The sequence below is a fragment of the Mesorhizobium sp. UC74_2 genome (genome assembly GCF_042701485.1).
Lineage (GTDB): Bacteria > Pseudomonadota > Alphaproteobacteria > Rhizobiales > Rhizobiaceae > Mesorhizobium.
Map to the genome: position 1 here is coordinate 1,356,016 of NZ_CP170562.1, position 26,106 is coordinate 1,382,121.

A 26,106-nucleotide genomic window follows, 5' to 3' on the forward strand; every position below is an offset into this window, starting at 1 on the left:
TTGGCTGTTCGCGGACAACAAGACCAACCCGAGGGGGAAAATGATGAAGATGTCCAGATGGTTCGCAACGGTCGCGGCCGCCACGATGTTGGTGGCAGGCGCCAGTGCCGCTCTTGCCGCCGACAAGATCAAGATCGGCACGGAGGGTGCTTATCCTCCTTTCAACACTCTCACCGCCGACGGCAAGCTCGAAGGTTTCGACATCGACATCGCCAATGCTCTGTGTGCGCAGATGAAGGCCGAATGCGAGATCGTCACGCAGGATTGGGACGGCATGATCCCGGCGCTGCAGGCCAAGAAATTCGACGCCATCATCGCCTCGATGAGCATCACCGAAGAGCGCAAGCAGAAGGTGGCCTTCACCAACAAATATTACACCACGCCGCTGGCGCTGGTCGCACTGAAGGACAGCACGCTGGCTAGTACGGATGGCGAGGCGGTCAAGGGCAAGACCGTGGGTGCGCAGGCTTCAACCACGCAGGCGAACTATGCGCAGGACGTCTACGCCAAGGCCGGCGCTGACGTGAAACTCTATCCGACGCAGGAAGAGGCGGTGACCGACCTCGTCAACGGCCGCCTCGACGCCGTCCTTTCCGACAAGTTCGTGCTGGTCGACTGGATGAAGAACGGCTCGGCCAAGGACTGCTGCAAGATGATCGGCGACGTCAAGGGAACCGAGACCGAGGCTGGCATCGCGATCCGCAAGGAGGACAACGAATTGCGCGAGAAGTTCAATGCCGCCATCGACGCCATCGTTGCCGACGGCACCTACAAGAAGATCCAGTCGAAATATTTCGACTTCGACATCTATTGAGTTGGGGCTGGTCGCCAGCCTTCACCGAAGCTGATGAAAGGCCGGGACATGTCCCGGCCTTTTGTTGTCATGTGGACATTGCGATCAGGTCACATGGGTCAGATAGCGCTGCTCCACTGCACCGGCACCAGTTCGAAGCCGTTGCCCGCTTTGGCGATGTGGCCGGTGGCGGGGAAGGGGGCGTGGTAGAAGGCGACCTGCATCTTCTCCGCTGCCGCCATGTCGAGCAGCTTGCGTCGGGTGGCCGTTGCCTGCGGCCCGTCCATGTCGAAGATCGCCGTCCAGTCGGGGTTGCGTACGAAGAGCGCGGGATGGTTGGTGGTGTCCGACAGGGCCATCAGCCTGCCTTCGCCGGAGGTGATGGCGAAGACGGTGTGGCCGGGCGTGTGGCCCGGAGCGGCTATCGCGGTCACGCCGGGCACCAGTTCCTTGTCGGCTTCGAACTGTTTCACATCCTTGGCGACGGGGCCGAAGACACGGCGCACGGTGGCGAAGGCGTTCCTGGCGGCTTCCGGAGCGGCGTTCATTTTGGCATCGTCCATCCAGAACGCCCATTCGGCAGCCGGCACCATCACCTCGGCGTTGGGGAAGACGGCGGTGCCGTCCTTGAGGCGGAAGCCGTTGATGTGGTCGCCGTGGAAATGGCTGATGATGACGGTCGAGACATCCTCCGGCGTGAAGCCGGCTGCCTTGAAATTGTTCATCCAGACCCCGGAGGTCGGCGCGCCGGAATCACCATTGCCGGTGTCGATCAGCACCAGCCTGTCGCCGATCTGCAGCGCCAGCGTGGTGTAGGAGATCGAAAGTGCGTCGCTTGGCAGATAGGCGGCTTCCAGCGCTTTCTCGACGTCGGCCAGTTCGGCGTTGCGGATGAACCCTTCGAGCGGGCGTTTGCCGAAACCGTCATTGAGGGCGGTGACGGTGATGTCGCCGACCTTATAGCGATAGAAGCCGGGGTTGTGGCTCACGGCTGCGTCTTGTGCCCGGGCCGGAGCGATGCCGGCGGGCAGGTCGAGGATGGCAGCGGTGGCGAGAGCGCCGGCGCTTGCCATGACGGTGCGGCGGGAAAGGGTGAAACTGGCCATTGATGGGACTCCAAAGGTCAGCGGGCACGGCCTTGCCCGGCAGCGCTCATCGCCGACCGGTTCCGCGCCCCGGAGAATAACCCCGAAGGCAGGCTAGCAGCCGGACCGCTCGCTTCAACCCGATGCGGCCGGAGGCGGGTCACCTTTGCGTGAGTCGGTCGTTATCGGGGAAGAAGCGCACCTGTCTTGCCTTTGGCAGATGGAGCACCAATCGAAGCCCGGTGCTGGCGCTTCCTCGCTTTGCCGGCACATGTTTGGCAGGATCTGGCTGTTCTGGCTCAATGGAGGGAAAATAAGAATGAAGATTTCGAAATGGCTCCTCTCGGCTGCGGCTGCGACACTGTTGATGGTCGCGCCGGCTGCTGCCGAGAAGCTGAAGATCGCCACGGAAGGTGCTGCGCCGCCTTTCAGCACGGTGACGGCGGATGGCAAGCTGGCCGGCTTCGACGTCGATATCGCCAATGCGCTGTGCACCCAGATGAAGATCGAATGCGAGATCGTCGCGCAGGACTGGGACGGCATGATCCCGGCGCTGAAGGCCGGGAAGTTCGACGCCATCATCGCCTCGATGACCATCACCGAGGAACGCAAGAAGCAGGTCGCCTTCACCAACAAATATTATGCGACGCCGCTGGCGCTGGCCGGCCTGAAGGACACCACCGTGACCGGCACCGAGCCGGCGGCGCTCGACGGCAAGACGCTGGGCGCGCAGGGCTCGACCATGCAGGCCACCTATGCGCAGGATGTCTACGCCAAGGCCGGCGCCGACGTGAAGCTCTACCCGACGCATGAGGATGCTGTCGCCGACCTCGTCAACGGCCGGCTCGACGCCATCATCACCGACAAGTTCGTGCTGGTCGACTGGGTCAAAAACGGCAGCGGCAAGGATTGCTGCAAGCTGATAGGCGACATCAAGGGCACGGAGGCCGAGATCGGCATCGCCATCCGCCAGGGCGAGGACGCGCTGCGTGGGCGTTTCAACGCCGCGATCGATGCCATCGTGGCCGACGGCACCTACAAGAAGGTGCAGGCAAAATATTTCGACTTCGACATCTATTGAGCGGCTGAAGCCGATCAAGAACCGATGGATCTACGGGCGCCGCAGGCGCCCGTTTTGTTGTCTGCACCAAACTCCGGTTCCATAACCCCGAATGTCCTAAAAGGTGGTATCTTCGACATTCATGACGAAAACCGGTCGTCCTATCTATAGCTGGCGCCCCGATCGACGGGAGCGCCAAAGGAGATTGAGATGACAAGCGAACACAAAGGTACGGCTCTCGTCACCGGCGCATCGTCAGGCATTGGCGCGATCTATGCCGATCGTCTGGCGAAACAGGGCTACGATCTGATCCTGGTGGCGCGCAACGCCGGGAGGCTGCGCAACCTTGCAAACGCGATCAGCGACGAGACAGGCCGTTCGGTCGAAGTGCTTCCGGCCGATCTCGGCAAGAGCGCCGATCTGAAGCAGGTCGAAAACCTGCTGCGCACCGATGCCAGCATCACCATGCTGGTCAACAATGCGGGTATTGGCGCCGTCGCGCCGCTGCTTACCAGCGACATCGATGCCATGCAGTCGATGATCGACGTCAACGTGACCGCACCGATGCGGCTGGCCTATGCGGTAGCGCCGGGGTTTGTTGCACGCGGCAAAGGCACCATCATCAACATCGCCTCGATCGTCGCCATATCGCCGGAAACGCTGAATGGCGTCTATGGCGGTAGCAAAGCCTTTGTCCTGGCCTTCTCGCAATCGCTCCATCATGAGCTCGCCGACAAGGGCGTCCGCGTTCAGGCCGTGCTTCCGGGCGCGACAGCAACCGACTTCTGGGAACTCTCCGGCAGGCCGGTCGAGCATCTGCCCGCCGAAATCGTCATGTCGGCCGACGCCATGGTCGATGCCGCGCTGGCGGGACTGCGGCAGGGTGAACTGGTCACCATCCCTTCGCTGCCCGACATCGCCGATTGGCAGACCTTCGAGGCGGCACGCAATGCGCTCCGGCCCAATCTCTCATTGGGTACGCCTGCCAAACGCTACGCTGCCTGACATCGATCCCTGACATGCTGCCCGCAATGCCGACAACCGACTTTGAAAGAAGCGACAATGTCCCAATCTCTTCAGGAAAGTTCCGAAAACTCGTCTTCCGCCTTGAAACTGGAAGTGGTCGTGCTGCCAGTCGCCGATGTCGATCGGGCCAAGGCCTTCTATGCCGGTCTCGGCTGGCGGCTTGATGCCGACTTCGTCAACGGCGATGCATTCCGCGTCGTGCAGTTCACGCCGCCCGGTTCGAACACCTCCGTTCATTTCGGCAAGGGGCTTACACCGGCAGTGCCTGGCTCCGCGCAGGGGCTCTATCTGATCGTGGCCGACATCGAGGCGGCGCGTGTGAGCCTCAAGACGCATGGCGCCGAGGTGAGCGACGCGTTCCATCGCGCCGCAGTCGGTGGGCCGGCGCTTCCCGGACGCGATCCGGAGGGACGCAGCTACAATTCCTTCGCCACGTTCAGCGATCCAGACGGCAATGGCTGGATTCTCCAGGAGATCACCGCGCGGTTGCCGGGGCGCGTCGAAGCAGACGTCACCACATATGGTTCGGTGGGCGACCTGGCGGCAGCGCTTCGTCGGGCGGCGGAAGCACATGGCGAGCACGAGAAGCGGAACGGCGGCCAGCACGATTTCAACTGGCCGGACTGGTATGCCGCTCACATGGTGGCGGAAAAGGCCGGCACGGACCTGCCGCTCTGAAACACGGCGGCTTCGCGATCGTTGTAGAAGATGACCTGATTTTCTTATATTCCACCTATTGCGCCAAGGCTAAAAGGGGAATGTGCTGATGCTGAGGATCGGTTTCGTGCTGACACCCGGCTTCCAGATGATGAGCCTGGCCGCCGCTTCGGCGTTCGAGTTCGCCAATCTGGTCGCCGGCGAAAAGGTCTACGAGATGGAGATCCTGTCGGAGACGGGCGGCCTGTTGAGCAATTCGCTCGGTATTCCGATCGAGACCCACAAGCTGCGCCTGTCCGGGCATGACACGCTGATCTTCGGAACGGGAATCGTGGTCGATGATCCTGCTCCCGCCATCGTGGCGTTCGCGCGCAAGGCCTTCAAGTCGACGCGTCGCATCGCCTCGATCTGCATGGGCACCGCTATCCTCGCGGAGGCAGGCCTTCTCGACGGCAGGCGGGCGACCACGCACTGGCTCGTCGCACAGAAACTCCAGGCCCGTTATCCAAAGATGCGAATGGAAGAGGATCGTATCTTCATCGTCGATGGCTCCATCTGGACGTCAGCAGGGATGAGTGCCGGCATCGACATGGCGCTCGGCATGATCGAGAAGGATCTCGGCGCGGATCTGGCGCGGGCGGTGGCGCAGCGGCTGGTGCTCTATCACCGTCGCGCCGGCGGCCAGTCGCAGCATTCCGAATTGCTGGCTCTCGATGCCAAGTCGGATCGTATCCAGAATGCGCTGGCTTATGCCAGGGTGAACCTGCGCTCGGCGCTCTCGGTGGAGGAGCTCGCCGAGGCAGCGCATCTCAGCCCACGCCAGTTCAGTCGTGCCTTCCGCGCCGAGACTGGGCAGACGCCGGCCAAGGCGGTGGAGAACCTGCGGCTCGAGACGGCGCGCGTGATGATGGAGCAGAGCCGGCATCCGATCGACGTCGTTGCTGCCGAAACCGGTTTCGCCGATCGCGAACGCATGCGGCGCGCCTTCATCCGCGCCTTCGGGCAGCCGCCGATGGCGATCCGGCGCAGCGCGCGGGAATCGTCGCTCGCCAGCTGACACTTGGAGCGCTTCCGTTTTTTGCGGAAACGCTCCAACTCTTTGTTTTTATGAAACTCCGGACGCGAAACCACGTACACTTCTGCTGGAATTGCTCTGGTGGAATACTCAGAAGGCTTCCGGGAGGGACAAGCGCATTTCCAGCTATTGGTACATCTCGATCCTGCCTTCACACGCGCGGAACACACTTTCCGAAACAGGCCCGTTGATAGCATTTCTCCAGGGGCAGCCCGAGCTCAGGCAGACGGGCGCCGTCAGTTTTGGCGGCGCGGATGGCCGGCCATGGCTCAGCATAACGATCGTGAACGCGACGCCGGCTGGTGACTGGGCCAGTGACGGCACATACATTGCTCAATTCAACCGGGTCGAAATGGTCTGCTCCGATTTTGACCGGCGAGATTTCTATGAGGAGATATGCGCGAGAATAGCCGGGTTTCTTCAGTGGGATATCGCAGCCGACAACAATGAGTAGCCGGCCCTGGAGGTCGGCATCTGTCTCGCCGGATCACGCCACCGCCAGTTCGTCGCCTCGCGCCAGCTGGCTGCTCGGCATATGGCAACGGATGAAGCCCGTCTCGGTCTTGCGGAGCGGCGGGCGGCTTTCGGCGCAGACCGTTCCGATCTGTCGCGGGCAGCGGCCCGCGAGTGGACATCCCTGTCCGCCTGCCGACGTCTCGCCGGGTATGGCCGGGGGGCTTGCGACATACTGGTCCCTGCGCAGCCCGGGTGCGGCCTCGAGCAGCATCTGGGTGTAGGGGTGCAGGGGGGATTCCAGCAGTGTGGCGGTCTCCGCCATCTGCAGGAGCTCGCCCCGGTATAGCACCGCCACCCTGTCGGCCAACTGCTGCACGACGGCAAGATCATGCGAGATGAACAGCATCGCGACGGAATGCCGCTTCTTGAGCGACTGCAGCAGCTCGACAATGCGCGACTGGACCGACACGTCGAGCGCCGACAGGATCTCGTCGCAGATCAGAAGCTTCGGGCTGACCAGCAAGGCGCGTGCGATGGCGATGCGCTGGCGCTCGCCGCCTGAAAGCTGTTCGGGGTAGCGGTTGAGATAGCCGGCATGCAGGCCGACGCTCTCCAGCACGGTTTCGAGCGTCGTGGCGTCGGATTTGATGCCGAAATGACGCAGCGGCCGTTCCAGGATCGACCTGATGCGTCTGCGTGGATTGAGCGAGGCATCGGGGTTCTGGAAGATGTACTGGATCTGCCGCAGTTGTTCGACCGAACGCCGCCGCAACGCCGGCGCCAGCGTCTCGCCGCCGAGGCGGATCTTGCCCGATCGCGGCTCCAGCCGTCCGCTGATCGCGCGGGCGATGGTCGACTTGCCGCTGCCGGATTCGCCGACAAGGGCGACGACCTCGCCCGACTTCAGTTCGAAACCGATATCGCGGGCAACGATGTTGTCTGCCTTGCCCAGAAGGTTCCGAAGCACACTTGGCGATTGGTACGACAAGGCAAGATCCTCGACGCTAAGCACCGGTCCGGCCTGGATGTCCGGCTGCGGCGAGCGGGCTGCTCTTGTCAATGCAGCCGTGGCGGGTTCGATCTCCTTCCAGCGCATGCAGGCGACGGCCCGGTGTTTTCCCGACGGTTCGAGTGCCTGTGGAATGCTCTTGCAGTCCGCCTTGGCGAAGTCGCAGCGCGGTTCGAATTTGCAACCGCCGGGGATCTGGTCCCGCCTCAGCATTCCGCGCAGGCCCCGGCCGCCGCTTGCTCCGTCGATCGTCGGGATCGACGCGATCAGGCCGCGCGAATAGGGGTGCACCGGGGCGGACAGCAACGCGTCGCAGGGCGCGACCTCGACCAGCTGGCCGGCATACATCACGCCGACACGGTCGGCGATCTGGCTGAGCAGGGCCAGGTCGTGCGTGACGTAGAGCATCGCCATGCCGATGCTGCTTCTCAGATCCTTCAACAGCTGGATGATCTGGCGTTGGGTCGTGACGTCGAGGCCGGTTGTCGGCTCGTCCAGGACGAGCAGGTCGGGATTGCACGAGACCGCCATGGCAATGGTCACGCGCTGCTGCTGGCCGCCCGAAAGCTCATGCGGGAACCGGTGGCCGACATCCGGCAGCCCGACCAGGGCGAACAGCTCCGCAAGACGCCGTTCCATGGTCATGCCGGCCGGCAGGGCCCTATGTGTGGCGATCATCTCGCGGATCTGCGTTCCGACCCGCATGCCCGGGCTGAGCGAGGTCGTCGGGTTCTGCGGCACCAGCGCAATGCGTCTGCCGCGCAGGCGCGCCAGCGACCTGGCGTCGAGCTTCAGGAGGTCGATGCCGTCGAAGAGCACCTCGCCGGTCTGGGCCAGGCTGTTGACGGCACCGTAACCGAGAAGGCGATAGGCGACGGTGGATTTGCCGCAACCGGATTCTCCGACAAGCCCGAACGCTTCTCCACGCGCGATGTCGAACGAGACGCCCTGGACGACATTCGTCCAGCTGCCGGGGCGGCCATAGGCGATACCGAGGTTGCGGACTTCGATCAGCGTCTTCATCGTCAGGCTCCCATCACGGGCCGCTGGCCGAGCATGCGCGACAGGCCGTCGGTGAAAAGGTTGAATCCGATGACGAGGGATGCCAGGCCGAGCCCCGGCCCGAAAACCGTCATCGGCGAGGCGATCAGGAGGTTGCGGTTTTCGCTGATCATCAGGCCCCATTCCGGCGTCGGCGGGCGGATGCCGAAGCCCAGGAAGCCGAGCGCCCCGATCAGGATCGGCGCATAGCTCAGCCGCAGCGAAAATTCGACGAGCAGCACATTGGCGGTGTTGGGCAGGATTTCGCGGAACACGACGGACAGCGTTCCTTCGCCGCGCAGCTCGGCTGCCGCGACATATTCGCGGGTCGCGACCTCCATCGCCGCCGCACGCGCAATGCGCGTGATGCGGGGTGCATAGACGATGGCAACCACGACGATGATGAGGGCCGGTTGTCCCGCGAGCGCGGGGCCGGCGGCAATGATCATGACCAGCGCCAGCGCCAGGAACGGTATGCTGATCATCGCTTCGACCACACGCTGCAGGATGTCGTCGAGCCAGCCGCCGACATAACCCGAGACAAGACCGATCGCGGCGCCCGTCGCCATTCCAAGCACCGTGCCGGCGAAGGAAAGCAGCAGCACGATGTGGGCGCCGTACATGAAGCGGCTGAAGACATCACGGCCGATCTGGTCAAGTCCCATCGAGTGCTGCCACGACGCGCCGGAAAGCGGCAGTCCCGCCCCCCATCTCGGCATAGCCGAAAGGGGTCCAGAAGATGCCGATGATCGCAAACAGCAGATGGGTGGCAAGGATGATTGCGCCGGCCTTGAATGGTCCTGGCGCGGTATGCCAGCCCTGGAAGGATCTGGCCGGGCGGGATACGATCGCGCTCATCAGCGTGTCCTCAGGCGTGGTTGCAGCAGTACTGCACAGATGTCGGCAACGAGGTTGGCCGCGACGTAGACCGCAGCGCTGATCATCACGGTTGCCTTGATCAGAGGGATGTCGCGCAGCTGCAGTGCGTCGATGAGCAGGGTGCCGAAACCCGGATAGGAGAAGACACGCTCCACGATGACCACGCCGCCGATCAGGAAGCCGAGGTTGAGGGCCGTCACATTGAGCGCCGGCACCAGGGCGTTGGGCAAGGCGTGTCGCCACAGCACGGCCGAGGGCCGCAGCCCTTTCAGTTCGGCCAACCTGACATAGTCGGAGCGCAGCACTTCGATCAGGCTGTCGCGCAGCACGCGGATGGCATAGACGGCCATCATGATGGCAAGCGTCGCCGCCGGCAGGATCATGGCGCGCAGCATCTCCGGCCAGCTGCTGTGTTCCGAAACCGTTGCCAGTGCCGGCAGGATCGGGATGGCGACCGCAAACAGGAACAGCAGGATCGTCGCCAGCAGGAAGTCGGGCAACGACAGCAGCACCAGCGTGATGACCGAGATGATGTTGTCGACGGCCTTGCCCCGGTTCGTCGCCTGGATGATCGCGGGAACCAACGCCAGGACCAGGTAAAGCACGAAGGCAAACAGCGAGAGCAGCAGCGTGTTGACGATGCGGGTCCCGAGCACGTCGGCGATCGGCCGCCCGGTTGCGAGCGAGGCGCCGAAATCACCGTGCAGCAGATTGCCGAGCCACTGGAAGTAGCGGGTCAGCGGTGGCTGGTCGAGGTGCAACTGGCTGCGGAGCACCTCCAGCGCCTTTGCCGTCGCATCACGTCCGAGGATGCGGGTCGCGATGTCACCCGGCAAGGCTTCGAGGATCAGGAAGATCAGGACCGAGACGATCAGGAGTGTCAGGGCCGAGAGCAGGATCCGGCTGGCGAGGAGGCGCAATATGCTCATTTCAGATCCAGTCCGGCTGGTGGTGGGGCGGCATCCACCGGCAGATGATCCGGGATGAATGCCGCGTCGGTATCGAGGTCGCCCTCCCAGATGTAAAGCAGGACCAGCGGCCTTTCGGCCGAGAGCGTCGCGTGCGGCATCCACGACGGATGGTGGATGATCGCTTCGGTACCGCGCGATGCCCAGTCCGCATGTCCGGCGCGCCAGAACGAAGGGCCGGTGACCGTATAGTAGAGCTCGTCTGCCGGATGGTGATGAAGCGGGTAGTGGGTCCTCGGTCCGAGGAACATCAGGCCGAATGCGATGTCGGGATCGGTGATCAGTGCAGGCGGACCGCCCTGCGGGCCGCAGATGATGCCGTAGCCATAGTTGTCGCCGAATTCGCTGGACGGCGGATTGGCGAGGTATGTCTTGCTGCGGGTGATATGGAGATGCGGCAGCAATTCGGACAGCGACCGCGCCAGCTCCGAGCTGCCATGGCGGGAAACCAGTTCGCTTTCGCAGGCTTCCTGGATAGGCACGCGCGCTGCCGGCACCGGCCGTACCGGCGGCAGGCTGGCCTGCAGCGCGCGGAGCCGAGCCGCATGTGAGCGGGACACCGGCAGTGTGTCGCTGTCCAGCGCGTCCGCGAAGCTCTGCAGGAAGGTCGTCAGCACTTTCATAAAAGCATCCTCTTCCGCGGAGCAGGTCTGCTCCGCGGCTCCAGTTTGTTTGGTGATGAAGCGCCGGCTATTGGCTGCAGGTGAGCTCGGAATAGTCGATGCGGTTGACGTCGACATTGGGCTTGAAACCGGTGCAGCCCTTACGCAGGCCTGCGACGATGGACGTGAACACCGGCAGGATCATGCCACCCTCGTCGGCGACGATGCGCTGCGCGTCACGATAGAGGCCGATGCGGTCCTGGTCGTTGGTGGTCTGGCCTGCCTTGACGACGAGTGTATCGAAGTCGTCACGCTTCCAGTGGGTCTCGTTCCATTCGGATTTGCTGTTGAGCGACAGCGTCAGCGCCTCGGCGGGCGGGCGGGCGCTGGTGTAGGAGATGACGGCGGGCTTCTTCAGCCAGATCGTGTCCCAATAGCCTTCCGCCGGAGAGGGGATGACGTTGACCTTGATGCCGGCCGGCGCCGCCATCTGGGCGTAGACCTGCGCGAGCAGCAGCATGCCGGGATAGGAGTCCGACGTGTAGAGATCGAACTCGATGCCGTCGGCATGGCCGGCTTCCGCCAGCAACGCCTTGGCGCGCTCGACATCCGCCGTCTTGGGAGCCGTTCCGAGGCCCAGCGGCGAGCTCGGTGGGATGGGCGCGTCGTTTCCGATCTCGCCATAGCCGAGCAGCACGGTGTCGAGGATCTTCTGACGATCCATGACGAGCTTCATCGCTTCGCGGACCTTGGGATTGTCGAAGGGCGGCGTGTCCGTCCACACGGCGACATAGAGCGAGGTGGCTCCCGGCGTAGAGACGAGCTCGACGGCCGGATTGTCCTTGAGTGTGATCAGGCTGGTCGGATCGACCGTCAGCGACAGATCCACCGAACCCGACAGCAGCGCGGACAGCCGCGAGGTCGATTCCAGGCTTGTCGTGATCTCGAGGCAATCGGCCTTCGGCAGGCCGGCGCGCCAATAATTGGCGTTGCGGCGCAGAACGCGGACGGCGCCGTTGATGGTGAAGCTCTCCTGTACGAAAGGTCCTGTCCCGTCACCCTTGACGCGCAGGTCTTCGGCCTTGGCGCCATCTGGAACCATCAAGGCGTATTTCGTCGCGATCAGCATCGGCAGCTCGACGACAGGTCGCTTGACCTTGAAACGCACGGTGTGGTCGTCAACGGCGGTGATGCCGTCGGCATCAAGGAAGGCAAGGGTCGAGAAACCGCCGGGCGAAACGGCTGGATCGAGCAGCCGGCGGTATGAATAGACGACGTCGGCGGCGTCGAAGTCCGAACCGTCATGGAACTTGACGCCCTTCCTCAGGTGGAAGGTCCATTCCGTCGCATCGGCGTTGGATTCCCAGGATTCGGCAAGCACCGGTATCGGCTGCATCGCGTTGTTGCGGTCGACGAGCGGCTCGTAGACTGCGCGGATATGATAGACGCTGTCGGTGCCGATCAGCGCTGCCGGATCCATGGTCTGCTTTTCGCCATCGGATTCGTAACCGAGCACGCGCATGCAGGTTTGCTGCGCAAAAGCGGCTGTGGCTGGCAGCGAGCAAGCCCCCAGGAGCAGCGCCAGCGCGGTGTTTTTCACGAGATTGGTTTTCATATCCTCCCCCCATTTTCGGGCTTATCGGGAGACTATGAAAACGCCGCCGTTCCCTTGCAAACGATTAGAATTAACGTCTACATGAACAGAATTCATGTGGCTTGCGAGAAATGGTCCGGCGTACTTTACCACCCTTGACGACCTTGCGGGCTTTCGAGGCGGCGGCACGATTGCTCAGCTTCAAGGGCGCTGCCGAAGAGTTGCGTGTCACGCAATCGGCGATCAGCCACCAAGTCGCATCGCTCGAGCGGAATCTGGGTCGGCCGCTGTTTCGGCGCCTGCCCGGCCGGGTCGAACTGAGCGAGGAGGGGATCCTGTATTTTCCGGTCGTGCAGGACGCGCTCGACCGGATTTCGCTGACCACCGACCTGATCCGGCAATCCAGTGCGCCGGCATCGCTGACGCTCCAGGTCTATGTCACGGTGGCGGTGCGGTGGCTGATTCCGCGGCTGCAGACGCTGAAGGAAACCTCTCCCGAGATCGCGGTCAGCCTCGATGCGAGCCTTCTCGACTGGGAGTTCAATCCCGACCGGGCCGATGTCGGCCTCATCTATACCCGCACGCCAAACCGCCCGAACCTGACATACGTGCTGCTGCGGCGAGAGAAGCTGGTGGCGGTATGCTCGAGCGCCATCGCCAAGGCGATCAAAACGGTCGATGACCTGCGCCACTTCCCATTCCTGGCGGTTTCCGGCAGAACCGAGGACGTTTCGATCTGGGCTGAGAGCGTCGGCATTTCCGGCCTTTCGCAGAAATCGTCGCCCTTGTTCGACAGCAATTTGCTTGCCATCGAGGCTGCCGTCAGCGGGCAGGGGATCGTGGTGGTCCCGGAGTTCCTGGTGGAGGCCGATCTCACCAGCGGCAGCCTGATCGTGCCGGTCCAATCCGATATCATGCAGCCGGGCGGATGGTACCTGGCCTATCTTCAGCGCCGCGGCGACGAGAAGGCGATCCAGAAATTCCAGAACTGGATCCAGTCTCTGTGACGGAAGCCCACGAGGGGGCTTCCGAATGATGCGATCGGTTCGCAGCTAGCCCGCTTACTGGGTCTTGCTGCCATATGTCTTGAGAAACACCGCTCCCGCGGAGATGTCGGGCGTCATCGAACGGTCCTGGTCGAGGAAGGGAACCTTTTCGCGGAAAGCGTCGTGAAGCTTGGCCGTCGCGGTGGCGAGCTTGCGTTCCGGATGTTCCTTCAGGCGCAGGTCGGCAGCCTGGGCGGCGTGCATCAGTTCCATCGACAGGATGGTGAAGCTGTCGTCGATCTGCTGCCGTACGCGCTCGACAACGTAGGGCGCGTTGGTGCCGACATCCTCCACTCCGCCCGCGATGGGACGTGAGTCGAACGAAGTCGGCTGCGCCAGCGAGCGGGCCTCGGCAGCCATTGCCATCAGCGGCGCTTCCACCACCAGGAAGGCATGATGGGTGTTTTCCGTGCCGAGGTAGCGCGGCAGCTTCGTGTGGGTGGGATTGTTCAACTTCAGCACGCGCTCGGACGACGCCGTGGCATGATGCGCCAGCACGATGCCCAGCTCCTCGAAGGAAATGACCCATGGCAGCGGTTCGAAATTGGCCGTCGGCAACACAGCGCCGCCCTGGACGTAACCTTTGCGGGCCTGCGGCAGGTCGGATTTCGGCTCGACGTCGATGGCGATGCCGGGATTGTCGTCTGACGAGTTGATCTGGATTTCCACCAGCGCCTTGGTTCGGGCCAGGCTGTCGGCGAAGCTGCCAAGCAGGTAGGGTGCCGTGCGGAAACTAAGAGGGTCCTGCAGGATGCGTTTTACATCCGCCTGCCAGAGATAGCTGCCGGCGAGCACATCCCGAAGCCCGGAAGTCGAATCGACATAGCTCGGAAAGGGCCTGAGCGCCGCGACATCCTGCAGGAGCGGCGAGACATTTCCGTTCAGCCCTTCCAGGCTGAGACCGTAGACCAGCTTCGAGGTCTCCAGCAGTTGTTCGGCATCGTGGATGGCGATGGAAGCGAGTGCTGCCGCATAGGCGTTGGAGCTCAGGATCGCCAGCCCGTCCTTGCCGAACGGCTTCAGCGGTTCGATGCCGGCGGCGGCCAAGGCCTCCTTGGCGGGCATGCGTTGGTCCTTGTAGTAGACCTCGCCTTCACCCAGCATAGCCAGTCCGATATGGCTGAGCAGCGTCATGTCGGCCTGGCCCACCGAGCCGCGCGACGGCATCACCGGCGTGATATCGTTGTTAAGGAATGCGACGAGCATTTCGGCGACATGCGGCTGAACACCAGGGCCGCCAGTCAGGATGTTGTTCAGGCGGACCGCCATAGCGGCGCGCACGACGGGAACGGCGGTATCGGGACCGACACCGACGGAGTGAGCGCGCAGCAGCCCCTCGTTGAATTCCCGCGAAGCCTCCATCAGCTCCGGTGTCAGCTCGCCCTTGGCATCGACCATCTTGCGGTCCTTGTTCCAGCCGACGCCGACGGTCAGGCCGTAGATTTCCTGCCCTTCCTTCGCGCCCTGCAGAAGCACCGCATAGGCACGCTTGACCTTTTCGAGGCTTCCGTCGCCGACAGAGACGTTTTCTCCATTGGCGACGCGGACAATCATTTCGGGAGTGGTGCCGCGGCCGCTGAGGGCCACGTCGGCAAGGGCGGTGCCGGACAGGAGCAGGACGATGCCGATCGTTCCGGACAGAAGGCGCAGGCTTTTCATTAGGATCCCCTTAAGTTGTTTCGGGGGGACTATCGAAATTTAGAAACGCGCCCGCAAATGATCAGATTTTACGTCCACGTGAGCAATTTTCATGGCCTGTGCAGGCCGCCGGCTCACGCGAACTGCAGGTTCTCCTTGAGCAGGACCTCGATGCGAATACGCTCCTGCGAGGCGAGAAGCTCGCGGTGGTCGGAACGGGCACGCATGATGCGCAGCGCGCTGCGCACCGCATGGCCGGGGTCCTGCGCGATCACGGCATCGATGCGCTCGTCGAGCAGGGCCTGTTCGCTGAACGGCGTGCGCTCATGTGCGACGATGGTCAGCGGGCGGGACACCTGCGTGTTCCAGACGGCTGTCAGCGGGATGCGCGCCTCGGAGCTCAGCACGTAGACGGCGACCGTGTCGGGATTGTGCTGCAGGGTGCGCTGGATGATGAGCTCGGCGCGTCTTTCGTCGGCATAGGTTTCCAGCGACGGCAGGCATTGCAGTTGCGGGAAGCGGGCATTGATGATGCTGTCGAAGCCGAGGCGGCGCTGGATGCTGTCCAGCGCCATCATGGTTTCAGAGACGACCACGATCCTGCCGCGTCGCTCGCCGATGAAACGGCCGACGATCTTGCCGGCGGTGGCGCCGGCAGCAAAATTGTCGACGCCGACATAGTCGGCGCTTTCCAGCCGCTCCTGGCCCGACAGGAACTGCACCACCTTGACGCCGCGCTCCACCAGCCGCAGCAAGGCGTCGCGCACCTGTGGCGATTCCGGCGCCATGACGGCGACGCCGTCCAGGTCGTCATGGTCGATGCCGGTGAGGTATTTCGCGACATGGTGCGGGTCGTTCATCGCGATCCGGGCGACCTCCACCTCGGTGGCATCGGTGCGCGATGCCTCCCGGGCCTCGCCGACCCGGGCGATGAGCTCTGAGAGATACTGGTCGCCCGACGTCGGCAGCACGAAGCGGAAACGATAGGTCTTGTTGCGCGCCAGCGCCACCGCCGCGGGATTGCGCACGAAGCCGATGCGCTCGATCGCCTCGGCCACCCTTCTTGCCGCCTTCGGGCTGACATTCGGCCGTTCGTTGAGCACGCGGTCGATGGTAGCGAGGCTCACGCCCGCGGCTTCTGCCAGGTCTTTCGCGGTTGGCCGCACGCTCTCGATCTCATTCCGGCTGGCACGAAGCGAACTTCGCGATCACGACTCTAGAACTGGTTTTCTCCAACAAAAGCAGATGAAAAGCAAGAATTGAGGTGCGCACCTCAAATTTTGCTTGCTTTGAGGTGCGCACCTCAATTATGACTCTCGCCATGGCTGCCGGGAGGATCGGCGCGAGCCACGGGCGACGTGGAGGAGCCCTGGTTCGCCGGGAAGATCGTTCCGCGTCATTTGCCCGCAAACGGGCGTTTTCAATCTTCCGATGGAGGTCGGAAGCAGGGGACGGGAGGCCCCAGCCAATGAAATCTCGCTATGTCACATCACTCGCTGCCTTGTGGGCCTTCGCTGCTGCCGGCGCCGCCGGCACGAGCCACGCTAGCGCAAAGGACCTGACGCTGTGCTGGGCCGCCTGGGATCCGGCGAACGCGCTTGTCGAACTCAGCAAGGACTTCGAGGCCAAGAGCGGTATCAAGATGAAGTTCGAGTTCGTGCCGTGGCCGAACTTCGCCGACCGCATGCTCAACGAGCTGAATTCCGGCGGCAAGCTGTGCGATCTGATGATCGGCGACAGCCAATGGATCGGCGGTGCCGCCGAGAACGGCCAATACGTCAAGCTCAACGATTTCTTCGACAAGGAAGGAATCAAGATGGACGACTTCATTCCGGCGACCGTCGTCGGTTATGCCGAATGGCCGAAGAACTCTCCGAATTACTGGGCGCTGCCGGCCTTCGGCGACGTCGTCGGCTGGAGCTACCGCAAGGACTGGTTCGCCCGTCCCGAACTGCAGGCCGAGTTCAAGCAGAAATATGGCCGCGACCTCGCTGTGCCGAAGACTTTCGCCGAACTCAAGGACATCGCCGAATTCTTCCAGAAGCGCCAGATCGACGGCAAGACGGTCTATGGCGCGGCGATCTACACGGAACGCGGCTCCGAAGGCATCACCATGGGCGTCATGGACGTGCTCTACAGCTATGGCTTCCAGTACGAGAACCCCGCCAAGCCCTATGATCTCGAAGGCTATGTGAACTCTGCCAAGGCGGTGAAGGGGCTAGAATTCTACAAGCAGCTCTATGACTGCTGCACGCCGCCCGGCCATTCCGATGCCTACATGTCCGAGGACATCGATGCCTACAAATCGGGCCAGGTTGCCCTGCACATGAACTTCGCCTTCACCTGGCCCGGCATCAATGCCGACGCCAATGTCGGCGGCGACAAGTCGGGCTACTTCCCGAACCCGGCCGGTCCTGACGGTGTCGCCTTCGCCCAACTCGGCGGCCAGGGCATTTCCGTGGTCTCGGCTTCGGAAAAGAAGGACGATGCGCTCGCTTACATCAAGTGGTTCGCCCAGCCGGAAATCCAGCAGAAATGGTGGCAGATGGGCGGCTATTCTGCGCTGCGCAAGGTGGTCGAGGATCCGGGCTTCGCGACCAGCCAGCCTTATGCGCAGACCTTCCTGGATTCCATGGCCATCGTGAAGGACTTCTGGGCCGAGCCGTCCTACGCCTCATTGCTGCAGGCGGCACAGAAGCGCTTCCACGACTATGTCGTCGCCGGCCAGGGTTCCGCTCAGGACGCGCTGAACGGCCTCGTCAAGGACTGGACGCAGGTCTTCGACGACGAAGGCAAGTACTGATTGCCGGCCTCTGGCCCGCTGCCTCGTAGCGGGCCATGATGCGGACGCAGCCGGTGTGCCGGCTGCGTCGTCAAACAGTCGCAAAAGCAGGGAACGACCCCATGTTGCAATCATCGGTGGACCGTGTCGCCGAGGCGACCCCGCGCGCCATAACCAGACGCGTGCACGGCCTGTCCGACCGGGCTCTTGCCTGGCTCTTCGTCGCGCCGTCGATCGTGCTTCTGCTGGCCGTCAACATCTTTCCGCTGATCTGGACGATCCGGCTGAGCTTCACCAATTTCCGCGTCAACCGGCCCAATGCCGAGGTCGAGTTCATCGGCCTCAAGAACTACCTGAACATCCTGTCCGATCGCGACATCTGGCTGACCATGCAGGCGACGGCCCATTTCCTGATCTGGACGATCGTCCTCCAGGTGCTGATCGGCTTCACGCTCGCCTATCTCATCAACAAGAAGTTCCGCGGCAACGATCTCTGGACAACGATCATCGTGCTGCCGATGATGCTGAGCCCGGCGGTGGTCGGCAATTTCTGGACCTTCCTCTACCAACCGCAGATCGGCCTGTTCAACTATGCGGTCGGCTTCCTGACCGGCGCCGACCCATCCTCCTTCTCGATGATCGGCGACGTATCGCTGGCACCGTGGGCGATCATCATCGTCGACACCTGGATGTGGACGCCGTTCGTGATGCTGATCTGTCTCGCCGGCCTGCGATCCATTCCGGCCAGCATCTACGAGGCTGCCGAATGCGACCGTGCCTCGAAATGGCGGCAGTTCTGGACCATCACCATCCCCCTGGTGCTGCCTTTCCTGATGCTGGCCGTGCTGTTCCGCGGCATCGAGAACTTCAAGATGTTCGACCTCGTCGTGCAGCTCACCGGCGGCGGGCCGGGTTCTGTCACCGAGCTCACCTCGATCAATCTGAAACGCGAAGCGTTCGAGAAGTGGCGCACCGGCTATGCGTCGGCCTACGCCGTCATCCTCTTCGTGACCGTCTTCGGCCTGGCCTCGATCTACGTCAAAGCCCTGAACAAGGTGAAACAGCGATGAGCAGCTATTCCGTCACCGAGCCGTCGCTTCGGCAGAAATGGTCCGCCGGCGTCCTGGTAGTCCTCTATGCGCTGATCACTATCCTGCCGCTGGTCTGGATTATCGCGACCAGCTTCAAGACGCCATCCGACGCCATCGCCTATCCGCCGAAGACCTTCTTCACGCCGACGGTGGAAGGCTACGTCAACGTCTTCACCACGCGCACCCGCCTGACCGAGGAGCAGCTTCAGGCGGTGGGCGAACCGCAGACCTGGTACGACAGGCTGGTGCGCAAGGACGGCCTGGTCATTTCCGGACCGTCGCGTTTTGCCGAACGCTTCACCAATTCGGTGATCATCGGCTTCGGTTCGACCGTGCTGTGCATCGTGCTGGGCACGGCCGCGGCCTACGCTTTCTCGCGCTTCAAGGTGCCGCTGAAGGACGATCTGCTTTTCTTCATCCTGTCGACGCGCATGATGCCGCCGATCGCGGTCGCCATCCCGATCTTCCTGATGTTCCGCGCGCTCGGGCTCAGCGACACCCATGCCGGCATGATCCTGCTCTACACGGCGGTCAACCTGTCGCTGTCGGTCTGGCTGCTCAAGGGCTTCATCGACGAGATCCCGATCGAATATGAGGAGGCGGCGCTGATCGACGGCTACACGCGCTTCCAGGCCTTCTACAAGGTCGTGCTGCCACAGGCCGCCACAGGCATCGCGTCGACGGCGATCTTCTGCCTGATCTTTGCCTGGAACGAGTACGCCTTCGCCGTGCTGCTGACTTCCGGCAACGCGCAGACCGCGCCGCCCTTCATCCCGACCATCATCGGTGTCAGCGGCCAGGACTGGCCAGCGGTCGCGGCGGGCGCGACGCTGTTCCTGGTGCCGGTCATGGTCTTCACCATTCTTCTGCGCAAGCACCTGCTGCGCGGCATCACTTTCGGAGCCGTCCGCAAATGAGCAGTTTTTTCGACGGATTGTTTCATCTCAGGCGAGGGGCCTGGGAGATGCTGGCATCGGTGCTGATCGCCGCCGGTGTCGTGATGCTCATGCAGCCCTTCGTACTGGCACTTTACTCCTGGTCCTTCATCGTCACCCTCGTCGGCACGGTGATGTTCATCATCGTCAGCCATTTTCCGGAGTAAGCCGATGGCGCAGATCAGAATCCAGAACGTGCGCAAGGAGTTCGGCCCGTTCACGGCCGTTCAGTCGTCGAGCTTCACCATCGAGGACGGCGAGTTCTTCATGCTGCTCGGCCCCTCGGGCTGCGGCAAGACGACGACGCTGCGCATGATGGCGGGCCTCGAGCTGCCGACCTCCGGCGAGATCTTCATCGACGGCGAGGAAGTCGGCATGAAGCGGGCGAGCCAGCGTGACATCGCCTTCGTGTTCCAGATGTTCGCGCTCTACCCGCACATGAACGTGCGCAGGAACATCTCCTATCCGCTGGTCAGCCAGGGCATGAAACGCGAGGAGGTCAGGACGCGCGTGGCGGAGGTCGCCCGTATCCTCAGGATCGAGCACATCCTCGACAACCCGGTCGGCGGGCTTTCCGGCGGCGACCGCCAGCGCGTGGCGCTCGGCCGCGCCATCGTGCGGCGCCCGAAGGCTTTCTTCATGGACGAGCCGCTCGGCGCGCTCGATGCCGAATTCCGCGAGCACATGGCCGAGGAACTGCGTGCGCTACACGACCGCATGGGCGCCACCACCGTCTATGTCACGCATGACCAGCTGGAGGCCATGCAGATGGGCGACAAGATCGTCGTCATGAACCATGGCGTCGTCGAGCAGTTCGGCCGTCCGCAGCAGATCTACGACTGGCCGGCGACGAAATTCGTTGCCCAGTTCATCGGCTCGCCATCGATGAACTTCCTCGATTTCGAGGGCATGATCGGCATCAACGGCGACAGCGTCGATTTCGGCGGCGTCAGGATCAAGGTGCCGTCAGCGCGCGAAGGCCGTGCCGGCCGCCTCACCCTCGGCGTGCGGCCCGAGCATGTCGGCTTCCGCGACGATGCTCCATATCGCGGCCGTGTCAGTGCCGTCGAATATCTCGGCACGACCCAGATCGTGACGCTCGCCACCGGGCACGGCGAATTGAAGGCGCGCATCTCCTCGGCCCAGCCGGTGCGCGAGGATGAGCTGGTCGGGCTGGATTTCGACCAGCGTACGCTCTCGCTGTTCGACGCCGAAAGCGGCAAGGCGCTGTTGTCGCAAGGCAATGAAGGGGTGCTTGGACATGGCTGATGTCGTCCTTGAGAATGTGACGAAGCGCTTCGGCGAAACGGTCGCGCTCGACAACGTCTCGCTGACGGTCCCCGACGGCGCCTTCGTCGTGCTGCTCGGACCGACGGGCGCCGGCAAGACGACGACGCTGCGCATGGTTTCGGGCCTCGACAAACCCGATAGCGGCGAGGTCTATCTGGGTGGCCAGCCGATGAAAGGGCTGTCGCCGGCCGAGCGCAACGTCGCCATGGTCTTCCAGCAATATTCGCTCTACCCGCATCTGACGGTTCGCCAGAACCTGGAATTCCCGCTGAAATCGCCGCTGCTGCGGACGCCGCGCGATGTCATCGACAGCAAGGTGAAGGAGGTCGCCGAGGTTCTGCAGATCGCGCACAAGCTGGACAACAAGGCAACCGCGTTGTCCGGTGGCGAGATGCAGCGTGTCTCCATTGGCCGCGCGCTCGTGCGCAACCCCGAGATATTCCTGATGGACGAGCCGCTGAGTTCGCTCGACGCCAAGCTGCGGGCCGACCTGCGCATCGAACTGAAACGCATCCAGGCGAAACTCGGCGCGACCCTGCTCTACGTCACCCACGACCAGATCGAGGCGATGACCATGGCGACCCATGTCGGCGTGCTCAACGAAGGCAGGCTGGTGCAGTTCGGCTCGCCGCGCGAGGTCTATGAGCAGCCCGTCAGCGTCTATGCAGCGACCCGGCTCGGCCAGCCGCGCATCAACGTGCTGCCGGCTGACCTTTTTGCCGGCGCGCCGGCGGGCGCGAAGAGCATCGGCCTGCGGCCCGAACACATCGCGCAGGGCGAAGGGGAGGAGGCGCTCGTCAAGCGGGTCGAACATCTCGGCGACCAGACGCGCCTTCACCTCATCTTGAAGAGACACGACCTCGTCACCGTGACCGACGCGCACACGCCGCTCAGGGGCGGCGAGACCATCCGCATCCAACCCTCACGGCCGCTCTATTTCGACGCCGCCGGCATGCGCCTGGCTTAAGGAGAAAATTTTATGTCGCAGTTCATCAACAAGCGCGAAGACGTTGTCACCGAGGCGATCGACGGCGTGCTCGCGCTCTCCGGCGGCGCATTGACCCGTCTCGACGGCTATCCGCACATCCGCGTCGTGCTGCGCAGCGACTGGGACAAGTCCAGGGTGGCGATCGTCTCAGGCGGCGGCTCCGGCCATGAGCCGGCCCATGTCGGCTTCGTCGGCAAGGGCATGCTGACGGCCGCGGTCTGCGGCGACGTCTTTGCTTCGCCCAGCGTCGATGCGGTGCTGGCCGGCATCCTCGCCGTCACCGGCCCGGCCGGCTGCCTGCTCATCGTCAAGAACTACACCGGCGACCGGCTGAATTTCGGCCTTGCCGCCGAGCGCGCGCGGGCGTTTGGCCTCAACGTTTCCATGGTGATCGTCGGCGACGACATCGCGCTGCCCGACCTGCCGCAGGCGCGTGGTGTCGCCGGCACGCTGTTCGTGCACAAGATCGCCGGCGCGCTCGCCGAACGCGGCGCCGATCTCGACGCCGTGACCACTGCCGCCAGACACGTCATCGCCGGCACCCGCTCCATCGGCATGTCGCTTGACACCTGCCGGGTGCCGGGGTCGCCGAAGGAAGACCGCATTCCCGAAGGCAAGGCCGAACTCGGCCTCGGCATCCATGGCGAGGCAGGTGTCGAGCAGATCGATTTCGCCGGCGCCAGGGCCTCGGTCGCCACGATGGTCGAAAGGCTCGCTGCCGTGATGGGCGATGGGCAGCACGTGGCGCTGATCAACAATCTCGGCGGCACCTCGGTGCTTGAGATGTCGGTGCTCGCGCATGATCTGCTCGGCTCGTCGGTCGGCGACAGGATCAGCCACACGGTCGGCCCGGCGCCGCTGATGACCTCTCTAGACATGCAGGGTTTTTCGATCTCGGTCTTTGCCGCCAATGCAGCTGAACTGGCCCTGCTGAAGACGCCTGTGCCGATCGCCGCCTGGCCGGGCGTCTCCGAGGTTCGCCCAATTGCCGTCGCCGCCTTGCCGGATGGCCTGACGCCGATCATGCCGATGCCCTCCAACCATGCGGCGACACGCGCCTTCCTGATCAGTTGCTGCGACGTGCTGATCGCTGCCGAGCAGGATCTCAATGCCCTCGACGCCAAATCGGGCGACGGCGACACCGGTTCGACATTGGCCGGGGCGGCCCGCGCATTGATCAACGCCATCGACCGCCTGCCGCTGTCCGACCATACGCAACTGCTGCGCGCCATCGGCCTGGAGCTCAGCCAGACCATGGGCGGTTCATCCGGCGTGTTGCTCGCCATCTTCTTTGCCGCTGCCGGTGACGGCGCATCGAGCGGCTTGCCGATGCGCGAGGCGTTGCGGGCGGGGCTGGCCCGCATGCAGGAAATCGGCGGCGCCCATATCGGCGACCGCACCATGGTGGATGCGCTGGCGCCCGCGCTCGAAGCGCTTGGCAGGGGCATGGCCGACGCGGCGCAGGCGGCACGACAGGGCGCGGACTTCACCGCCACGCTCACCCGCGCCAAGGCCGGTCGCGCCGCCTACATCAGCGCCAGGCAGCTCGAAGGCCATGTCGACCCGGGTGCCGAGGCGGTGGCGCGGCTGTTCGAGCATCTAGCAGCTTAGCAGCGCCTGCGTCAGCAGCCCGCAGGCAAAGCATTATCGGATCGCGTCAGACCGAGAAACTCCCCTCAGGACGAACCGTGGAGCGTCGTCCTTCGTGTCGTAAACGCACCAGTCAACGGATTCCGCGCCGACATGGAAGACAGCCGTTGCCAGCGTATTCTCATGATCGGGGTCGTCGGGTTGTCTCCGGTAGATCGGCAATGCCTGTTGACCATGATCCCACAAGGTGGACAAGGGGTCCGTTGAGCCTTTGGCGATGTCGTTTCCGCGATCCTGTCTCGACAGCGAAGATGCGGTGATGATCTGCCGTTCGTTTGCCATGGCCGGATGGATCAGGTGGTTCGCGTGGCAGCGCCGCTGCGCGAGCATTTCGACCGAGCAATTGGTGTGCGTGAATTCGATACTTGCCAGCCGGGAATCCCCCTGCTGGGCTAGCGTCATGTGAAAGGCGCCGGCGCGGGGCGCGCCGCTCAGCAGATCGACGGCCTCATCGAGCGTATGGCAGTCGAACAGGGCGCGGCCCAGGATCATCCGCGGCAGGCCGATGCCGACGCCGCGCGAGCGAATGTTGTTGACGGCCTGCACGAGGCCGGCCCCGGTCACCGCGAAGGTATGGCCCGGAATTGACGCGGGGTACACAAAGCTTGTGAAGGCGATACCTTCCTCGGGACGGACATGAGCAAGCGCGCAATGGCCGTGGAAGCCGGGGTCGCCGTCCTCGTTGTGCGCAAGGATCGGCTCCGCGCCTGGTATCTGCACGGTGGTGCAGCCGTCGGGCGCGAAGGCCCAAACGTCGCCGCGACAATTCCACAGGAAGACGTTGTCAAAGGGCAGGTCGAGGCCGAGTGCCAGACCCTGCAGCTCCATCCAGTAGGCGGGGAAGCGGGCTTCGACCAGCCGACGCATGGCTTCGATACGGGGATCGTCGCGAAAGCCCATGACGGAGGCCCAGGCATGACTGACGATAAGATGGCGATGGGCAATTTCCCGACCGAAGCGGCCAAGCTGCAGGCCGACTTCCACCGGCGTGCCGATGATCTCGATGAAGCCCAGCCGAGGGTCAATGGACATGCTGCAGGAACTCTCGCAGGCGTGGGTTTTCCGATCGGGCGAGCAGTTCAGCCGGATTGCCGTCGACCGAGATCTTGCCGTCCTCCATGAAGATGAGCCGCGTGCCGACTTGGCGGGCAAAGGCCATCTCATGCGTCACCACGATCATGGTCATGCCTTCCTCGGCCAGCGCCTGCATGACGCGCAGCACCTCATGGCGCAGTTCCGGGTCGAGTGCGGAGGTCGGCTCGTCGAACAGCATCAGCTTCGGCTTGACGGCCAGCGCCCTGGCGATCGCCACCCGCTGCTGCTGTCCTCCCGAAAGCTCGGAAGGATAGTGGTGGCCACGGTCGGCGAGACCGACCTTGGCAAGCAGCGTCCTGGCCTGTTCCTGCGCCTCCGCCCGGCCGAGGCCGCGCACGCGGCGAGGACCAAAGGCGACGTTTTCGAGCGCCGTCATCTGCGGAAACAGGTTGAACTGCTGGAACACCATGCCGGCTTCCTGGCGGATCAGGCGCACCTGCGAACGACCGGCTTTCACGCTGATGTTGTCGACGACGAGGTCGCCGCCATTGATCTCTTCGAGCGCGTTGATGCAGCGGAGCAGCGTCGATTTGCCCGAGCCGGACGGGCCTATCAGCACGACCACCTCGCCGGCATCGATGTTGAGGTCGACTTCGCGCAGCACCACGATGGGGCCGAATGTCTTGGTGACCTTTCGAAACTCCACGATGCTCATAGGATCCGCATCCTCTTTTCAGTGATACGCAGGATCAGCGTCATGGTCCCGGTCATCAGCAGGTAGAGCACTGCCACCGCGCTCCAGATCTCGACGGCGCGGAAGTTGGCGGCCATGATTTCCTGGCCCTGGCGGGTGAGTTCGCCGACACCGATGACGATGAACAGCGACGTGTCCTTCAGGCTGACGATGAACTGGTTGCCGAGCGGCGGTATCATGCGCCGGAAGGCGACCGGGCCGATGATGTAGACCAGCACCTTCCATATCGGCAGGCCGAGCGCGAGGCCGGCTTCCTTCAATCCTTTGTGCACTGACAGGAAGGAGCCGCGCACGATCTCCGCGATATAGGCGCCGGCGTTGACGATGATGGCGGTGACGGCGGCGGTCATAGGGTTGACGCGGATATCGGCGAGCATCGGCAGGGCGAAATAGATGAACATCACCTGCACGACGATCGGCGTGCCCCGGATGAGCTCGACATAGGCAAAGGCGATGGCGTTTAGGACCACATTGCCGTAGGCGCGCATCAGCCCGGCGATGAACCCCACGACAAGGCCGCCGGCAAGCCCGGCCAGTGTGATGAGGATGGTGAGGCGGGCGCCGCTCAGCAAGGCGGGCATGGCCCCGGCAATGACGGACCAATCGAATTCCATGAAGGGCTCCCCGAGCGTGAGGAGGGCGCGCCGGCCTT

25 protein-coding genes are annotated in these 26,106 nt (G+C 63.5%); 13 read left to right on the plus strand and 12 right to left on the minus strand.

Annotated elements, in window-relative coordinates; genetic code table 11:
• The first annotated feature begins 43 nt into the window (after nt 1-43).
• Complete coding sequence (locus ACFJIU_RS06385) at nt 44-814, plus strand: ABC transporter substrate-binding protein (RefSeq protein ID WP_379072980.1); 771 nt, start codon at nt 44-46, stop codon at nt 812-814.
• A gap of 98 nt (nt 815-912) precedes the next feature.
• Here the strand turns inward: ACFJIU_RS06385 and ACFJIU_RS06390 are convergent, their stop codons facing one another.
• Complete coding sequence (locus ACFJIU_RS06390) at nt 913-1,899, minus strand: MBL fold metallo-hydrolase (protein ID WP_379068887.1); 987 nt, start codon at nt 1,897-1,899, stop codon at nt 913-915.
• A gap of 304 nt (nt 1,900-2,203) precedes the next feature.
• On the opposite strand from ACFJIU_RS06390, the gene ACFJIU_RS06395 reads away from it, so the two are divergent.
• The 4 genes from ACFJIU_RS06395 to ACFJIU_RS06410 all read left to right on the plus strand — a co-directional run bounded on the left by ACFJIU_RS06395 (nt 2,204) and on the right by ACFJIU_RS06410 (nt 5,678).
• Nucleotides 2,204-2,959, plus strand: a complete 756-nt coding sequence (locus ACFJIU_RS06395; RefSeq protein WP_379072982.1) for a transporter substrate-binding domain-containing protein — start codon at nt 2,204-2,206, stop codon at nt 2,957-2,959.
• Between the two features lie 189 nt (nt 2,960-3,148).
• Complete coding sequence (locus ACFJIU_RS06400) at nt 3,149-3,943, plus strand: SDR family NAD(P)-dependent oxidoreductase (protein WP_379068890.1); 795 nt, start codon at nt 3,149-3,151, stop codon at nt 3,941-3,943.
• Nucleotides 3,944-3,985: 42 nt separating this feature from the next.
• Nucleotides 3,986-4,642 (plus strand): VOC family protein, encoded by a 657-nt coding sequence (locus ACFJIU_RS06405; protein WP_379068893.1) that lies wholly within the window; start codon nt 3,986-3,988, stop codon nt 4,640-4,642.
• An 88-nt stretch (nt 4,643-4,730) separates the two neighbouring features.
• On the plus strand, nt 4,731-5,678 hold the full coding sequence (locus tag ACFJIU_RS06410) for a GlxA family transcriptional regulator (RefSeq protein ID WP_379068896.1): 948 nt from the start codon (nt 4,731-4,733) through the stop codon (nt 5,676-5,678).
• A gap of 505 nt (nt 5,679-6,183) precedes the next feature.
• On the opposite strand, the gene ACFJIU_RS06415 is transcribed toward ACFJIU_RS06410, so the two are convergent.
• From ACFJIU_RS06415 to ACFJIU_RS06440, 6 genes are all read right to left on the minus strand, one after another.
• Nucleotides 6,184-8,184, minus strand: coding sequence for a dipeptide ABC transporter ATP-binding protein (locus tag ACFJIU_RS06415; RefSeq protein ID WP_379068899.1), 2,001 nt, complete (start codon nt 8,182-8,184; stop codon nt 6,184-6,186).
• A 2-nt stretch (nt 8,185-8,186) separates the two neighbouring features.
• Complete coding sequence (locus ACFJIU_RS06420) at nt 8,187-8,867, minus strand: ABC transporter permease (protein WP_379068902.1); 681 nt, start codon at nt 8,865-8,867, stop codon at nt 8,187-8,189.
• Nucleotides 8,857-9,060 carry a hypothetical protein gene (locus ACFJIU_RS06425; protein WP_379068905.1) on the minus strand — a complete coding sequence of 68 codons (204 nt, stop codon included), beginning with the start codon at nt 9,058-9,060 and terminating at the stop codon, nt 8,857-8,859. Before ACFJIU_RS06425 ends, ACFJIU_RS06420 begins: the two co-directional genes overlap by 11 nt.
• Nucleotides 9,060-10,010, minus strand: coding sequence for an ABC transporter permease (locus tag ACFJIU_RS06430; RefSeq protein WP_379068908.1), 951 nt, complete (start codon nt 10,008-10,010; stop codon nt 9,060-9,062). Before ACFJIU_RS06430 ends, ACFJIU_RS06425 begins: the two co-directional genes overlap by 1 nt.
• Nucleotides 10,007-10,672: a dimethylsulfonioproprionate lyase family protein gene (locus ACFJIU_RS06435; RefSeq protein WP_379068911.1), complete on the minus strand. Its 666-nt coding sequence runs from the start codon at nt 10,670-10,672 to the stop codon at nt 10,007-10,009. Before ACFJIU_RS06435 ends, ACFJIU_RS06430 begins: the two co-directional genes overlap by 4 nt.
• 67 nt (nt 10,673-10,739) lie before the next feature.
• A complete protein-coding gene (locus ACFJIU_RS06440) occupies nt 10,740-12,266 on the minus strand; it encodes an ABC transporter substrate-binding protein (protein WP_379068914.1) in 1,527 nt (508 codons plus the stop codon).
• A gap of 170 nt (nt 12,267-12,436) precedes the next feature.
• On the opposite strand from ACFJIU_RS06440, the gene ACFJIU_RS06445 reads away from it, so the two are divergent.
• Complete coding sequence (locus ACFJIU_RS06445; protein WP_379068917.1) at nt 12,437-13,252, plus strand: LysR substrate-binding domain-containing protein; 816 nt, start codon at nt 12,437-12,439, stop codon at nt 13,250-13,252.
• 54 nt (nt 13,253-13,306) lie between these two features.
• Here the strand turns inward: ACFJIU_RS06445 and hutH are convergent, their stop codons facing one another.
• Nucleotides 13,307-14,950 carry a histidine ammonia-lyase gene (gene hutH, locus ACFJIU_RS06450; protein ID WP_379068920.1) on the minus strand — a complete coding sequence of 548 codons (1,644 nt, stop codon included), beginning with the start codon at nt 14,948-14,950 and terminating at the stop codon, nt 13,307-13,309.
• A gap of 113 nt (nt 14,951-15,063) precedes the next feature.
• Nucleotides 15,064-16,095, minus strand: coding sequence for a LacI family DNA-binding transcriptional regulator (locus ACFJIU_RS06455; RefSeq protein WP_379068923.1), 1,032 nt, complete (start codon nt 16,093-16,095; stop codon nt 15,064-15,066).
• Nucleotides 16,096-16,397: 302 nt separating this feature from the next.
• Here ACFJIU_RS06455 and ACFJIU_RS06460 point away from each other — a divergent pair, with 302 nt between their 5' ends.
• The 7 genes from ACFJIU_RS06460 (at nt 16,398) to ACFJIU_RS06490 (ending at nt 23,626) form a co-directional block, all read left to right on the plus strand.
• Complete coding sequence (locus tag ACFJIU_RS06460; protein ID WP_379068926.1) at nt 16,398-17,732, plus strand: ABC transporter substrate-binding protein; 1,335 nt, start codon at nt 16,398-16,400, stop codon at nt 17,730-17,732.
• A 101-nt stretch (nt 17,733-17,833) separates the two neighbouring features.
• On the plus strand, nt 17,834-18,781 hold the full coding sequence (locus tag ACFJIU_RS06465) for a carbohydrate ABC transporter permease (RefSeq protein ID WP_379068929.1): 948 nt from the start codon (nt 17,834-17,836) through the stop codon (nt 18,779-18,781).
• On the plus strand, nt 18,778-19,719 hold the full coding sequence (locus tag ACFJIU_RS06470; RefSeq protein WP_379068932.1) for a carbohydrate ABC transporter permease: 942 nt from the start codon (nt 18,778-18,780) through the stop codon (nt 19,717-19,719). Before ACFJIU_RS06465 ends, ACFJIU_RS06470 begins: the two co-directional genes overlap by 4 nt.
• Nucleotides 19,716-19,904, plus strand: coding sequence for a hypothetical protein (locus ACFJIU_RS06475; RefSeq protein WP_129414363.1), 189 nt, complete (start codon nt 19,716-19,718; stop codon nt 19,902-19,904). The genes ACFJIU_RS06470 and ACFJIU_RS06475 overlap by 4 nt, the downstream gene beginning before the upstream one ends.
• A gap of 4 nt (nt 19,905-19,908) precedes the next feature.
• Nucleotides 19,909-21,006 (plus strand): ABC transporter ATP-binding protein, encoded by a 1,098-nt coding sequence (locus tag ACFJIU_RS06480; protein WP_379068935.1) that lies wholly within the window; start codon nt 19,909-19,911, stop codon nt 21,004-21,006.
• Nucleotides 20,999-21,994, plus strand: coding sequence for an ABC transporter ATP-binding protein (locus ACFJIU_RS06485; protein WP_379068938.1), 996 nt, complete (start codon nt 20,999-21,001; stop codon nt 21,992-21,994). The genes ACFJIU_RS06480 and ACFJIU_RS06485 overlap by 8 nt, the downstream gene beginning before the upstream one ends.
• A 12-nt stretch (nt 21,995-22,006) precedes the next feature.
• Nucleotides 22,007-23,626 (plus strand): dihydroxyacetone kinase subunit DhaK, encoded by a 1,620-nt coding sequence (locus ACFJIU_RS06490; protein WP_379068941.1) that lies wholly within the window; start codon nt 22,007-22,009, stop codon nt 23,624-23,626.
• Between the two features lie 33 nt (nt 23,627-23,659).
• Here ACFJIU_RS06490 and ACFJIU_RS06495 read toward each other — a convergent pair whose 3' ends face one another.
• From ACFJIU_RS06495 to glnP, 3 genes are read right to left on the minus strand one after another with little or no spacing between them, the layout of a single operon-like run.
• Nucleotides 23,660-24,697, minus strand: a complete 1,038-nt coding sequence (locus tag ACFJIU_RS06495; protein ID WP_379068944.1) for a C45 family autoproteolytic acyltransferase/hydolase — start codon at nt 24,695-24,697, stop codon at nt 23,660-23,662.
• Complete coding sequence (gene glnQ / locus ACFJIU_RS06500; RefSeq protein WP_379068947.1) at nt 24,687-25,415, minus strand: glutamine ABC transporter ATP-binding protein GlnQ; 729 nt, start codon at nt 25,413-25,415, stop codon at nt 24,687-24,689. The genes ACFJIU_RS06495 and glnQ overlap by 11 nt, the downstream gene beginning before the upstream one ends.
• The gene (gene glnP, locus ACFJIU_RS06505; RefSeq protein WP_379068951.1) at nt 25,412-26,068 is read right to left on the minus strand and encodes a glutamine ABC transporter permease GlnP; all 657 of its coding nucleotides are present in this window, start codon (nt 26,066-26,068) and stop codon (nt 25,412-25,414) included. The genes glnQ and glnP overlap by 4 nt, the downstream gene beginning before the upstream one ends.
• Between the last annotated feature and the right edge of the window lie 38 nt (nt 26,069-26,106).

Coding starts and splice junctions, on each gene's coding strand:
- ACFJIU_RS06385 (WP_379072980.1), top strand. CDS start 44: ATGAAGATGTCCAGATGGTTCGCAACGGTCGCGGCCGCCACGATGTTG.
- ACFJIU_RS06390 (WP_379068887.1), bottom strand. CDS start 1,899: ATGGCCAGTTTCACCCTTTCCCGCCGCACCGTCATGGCAAGCGCCGGC.
- ACFJIU_RS06400 (WP_379068890.1), top strand. CDS start 3,149: ATGACAAGCGAACACAAAGGTACGGCTCTCGTCACCGGCGCATCGTCA.
- ACFJIU_RS06410 (WP_379068896.1), top strand. CDS start 4,731: ATGCTGAGGATCGGTTTCGTGCTGACACCCGGCTTCCAGATGATGAGC.
- ACFJIU_RS06415 (WP_379068899.1), bottom strand. CDS start 8,184: ATGAAGACGCTGATCGAAGTCCGCAACCTCGGTATCGCCTATGGCCGC.
- ACFJIU_RS06420 (WP_379068902.1), bottom strand. CDS start 8,867: ATGGGACTTGACCAGATCGGCCGTGATGTCTTCAGCCGCTTCATGTAC.
- ACFJIU_RS06425 (WP_379068905.1), bottom strand. CDS start 9,060: ATGAGCGCGATCGTATCCCGCCCGGCCAGATCCTTCCAGGGCTGGCAT.
- ACFJIU_RS06430 (WP_379068908.1), bottom strand. CDS start 10,010: ATGAGCATATTGCGCCTCCTCGCCAGCCGGATCCTGCTCTCGGCCCTG.
- ACFJIU_RS06435 (WP_379068911.1), bottom strand. CDS start 10,672: ATGAAAGTGCTGACGACCTTCCTGCAGAGCTTCGCGGACGCGCTGGAC.
- ACFJIU_RS06440 (WP_379068914.1), bottom strand. CDS start 12,266: ATGAAAACCAATCTCGTGAAAAACACCGCGCTGGCGCTGCTCCTGGGG.
- hutH (WP_379068920.1), bottom strand. CDS start 14,950: ATGAAAAGCCTGCGCCTTCTGTCCGGAACGATCGGCATCGTCCTGCTC.
- ACFJIU_RS06460 (WP_379068926.1), top strand. CDS start 16,398: ATGAAATCTCGCTATGTCACATCACTCGCTGCCTTGTGGGCCTTCGCT.
- ACFJIU_RS06465 (WP_379068929.1), top strand. CDS start 17,834: ATGTTGCAATCATCGGTGGACCGTGTCGCCGAGGCGACCCCGCGCGCC.
- ACFJIU_RS06470 (WP_379068932.1), top strand. CDS start 18,778: ATGAGCAGCTATTCCGTCACCGAGCCGTCGCTTCGGCAGAAATGGTCC.
- ACFJIU_RS06475 (WP_129414363.1), top strand. CDS start 19,716: ATGAGCAGTTTTTTCGACGGATTGTTTCATCTCAGGCGAGGGGCCTGG.
- ACFJIU_RS06480 (WP_379068935.1), top strand. CDS start 19,909: ATGGCGCAGATCAGAATCCAGAACGTGCGCAAGGAGTTCGGCCCGTTC.
- ACFJIU_RS06485 (WP_379068938.1), top strand. CDS start 20,999: ATGGCTGATGTCGTCCTTGAGAATGTGACGAAGCGCTTCGGCGAAACG.
- ACFJIU_RS06490 (WP_379068941.1), top strand. CDS start 22,007: ATGTCGCAGTTCATCAACAAGCGCGAAGACGTTGTCACCGAGGCGATC.
- ACFJIU_RS06495 (WP_379068944.1), bottom strand. CDS start 24,697: ATGTCCATTGACCCTCGGCTGGGCTTCATCGAGATCATCGGCACGCCG.
- glnQ (WP_379068947.1), bottom strand. CDS start 25,415: ATGAGCATCGTGGAGTTTCGAAAGGTCACCAAGACATTCGGCCCCATC.
- glnP (WP_379068951.1), bottom strand. CDS start 26,068: ATGGAATTCGATTGGTCCGTCATTGCCGGGGCCATGCCCGCCTTGCTG.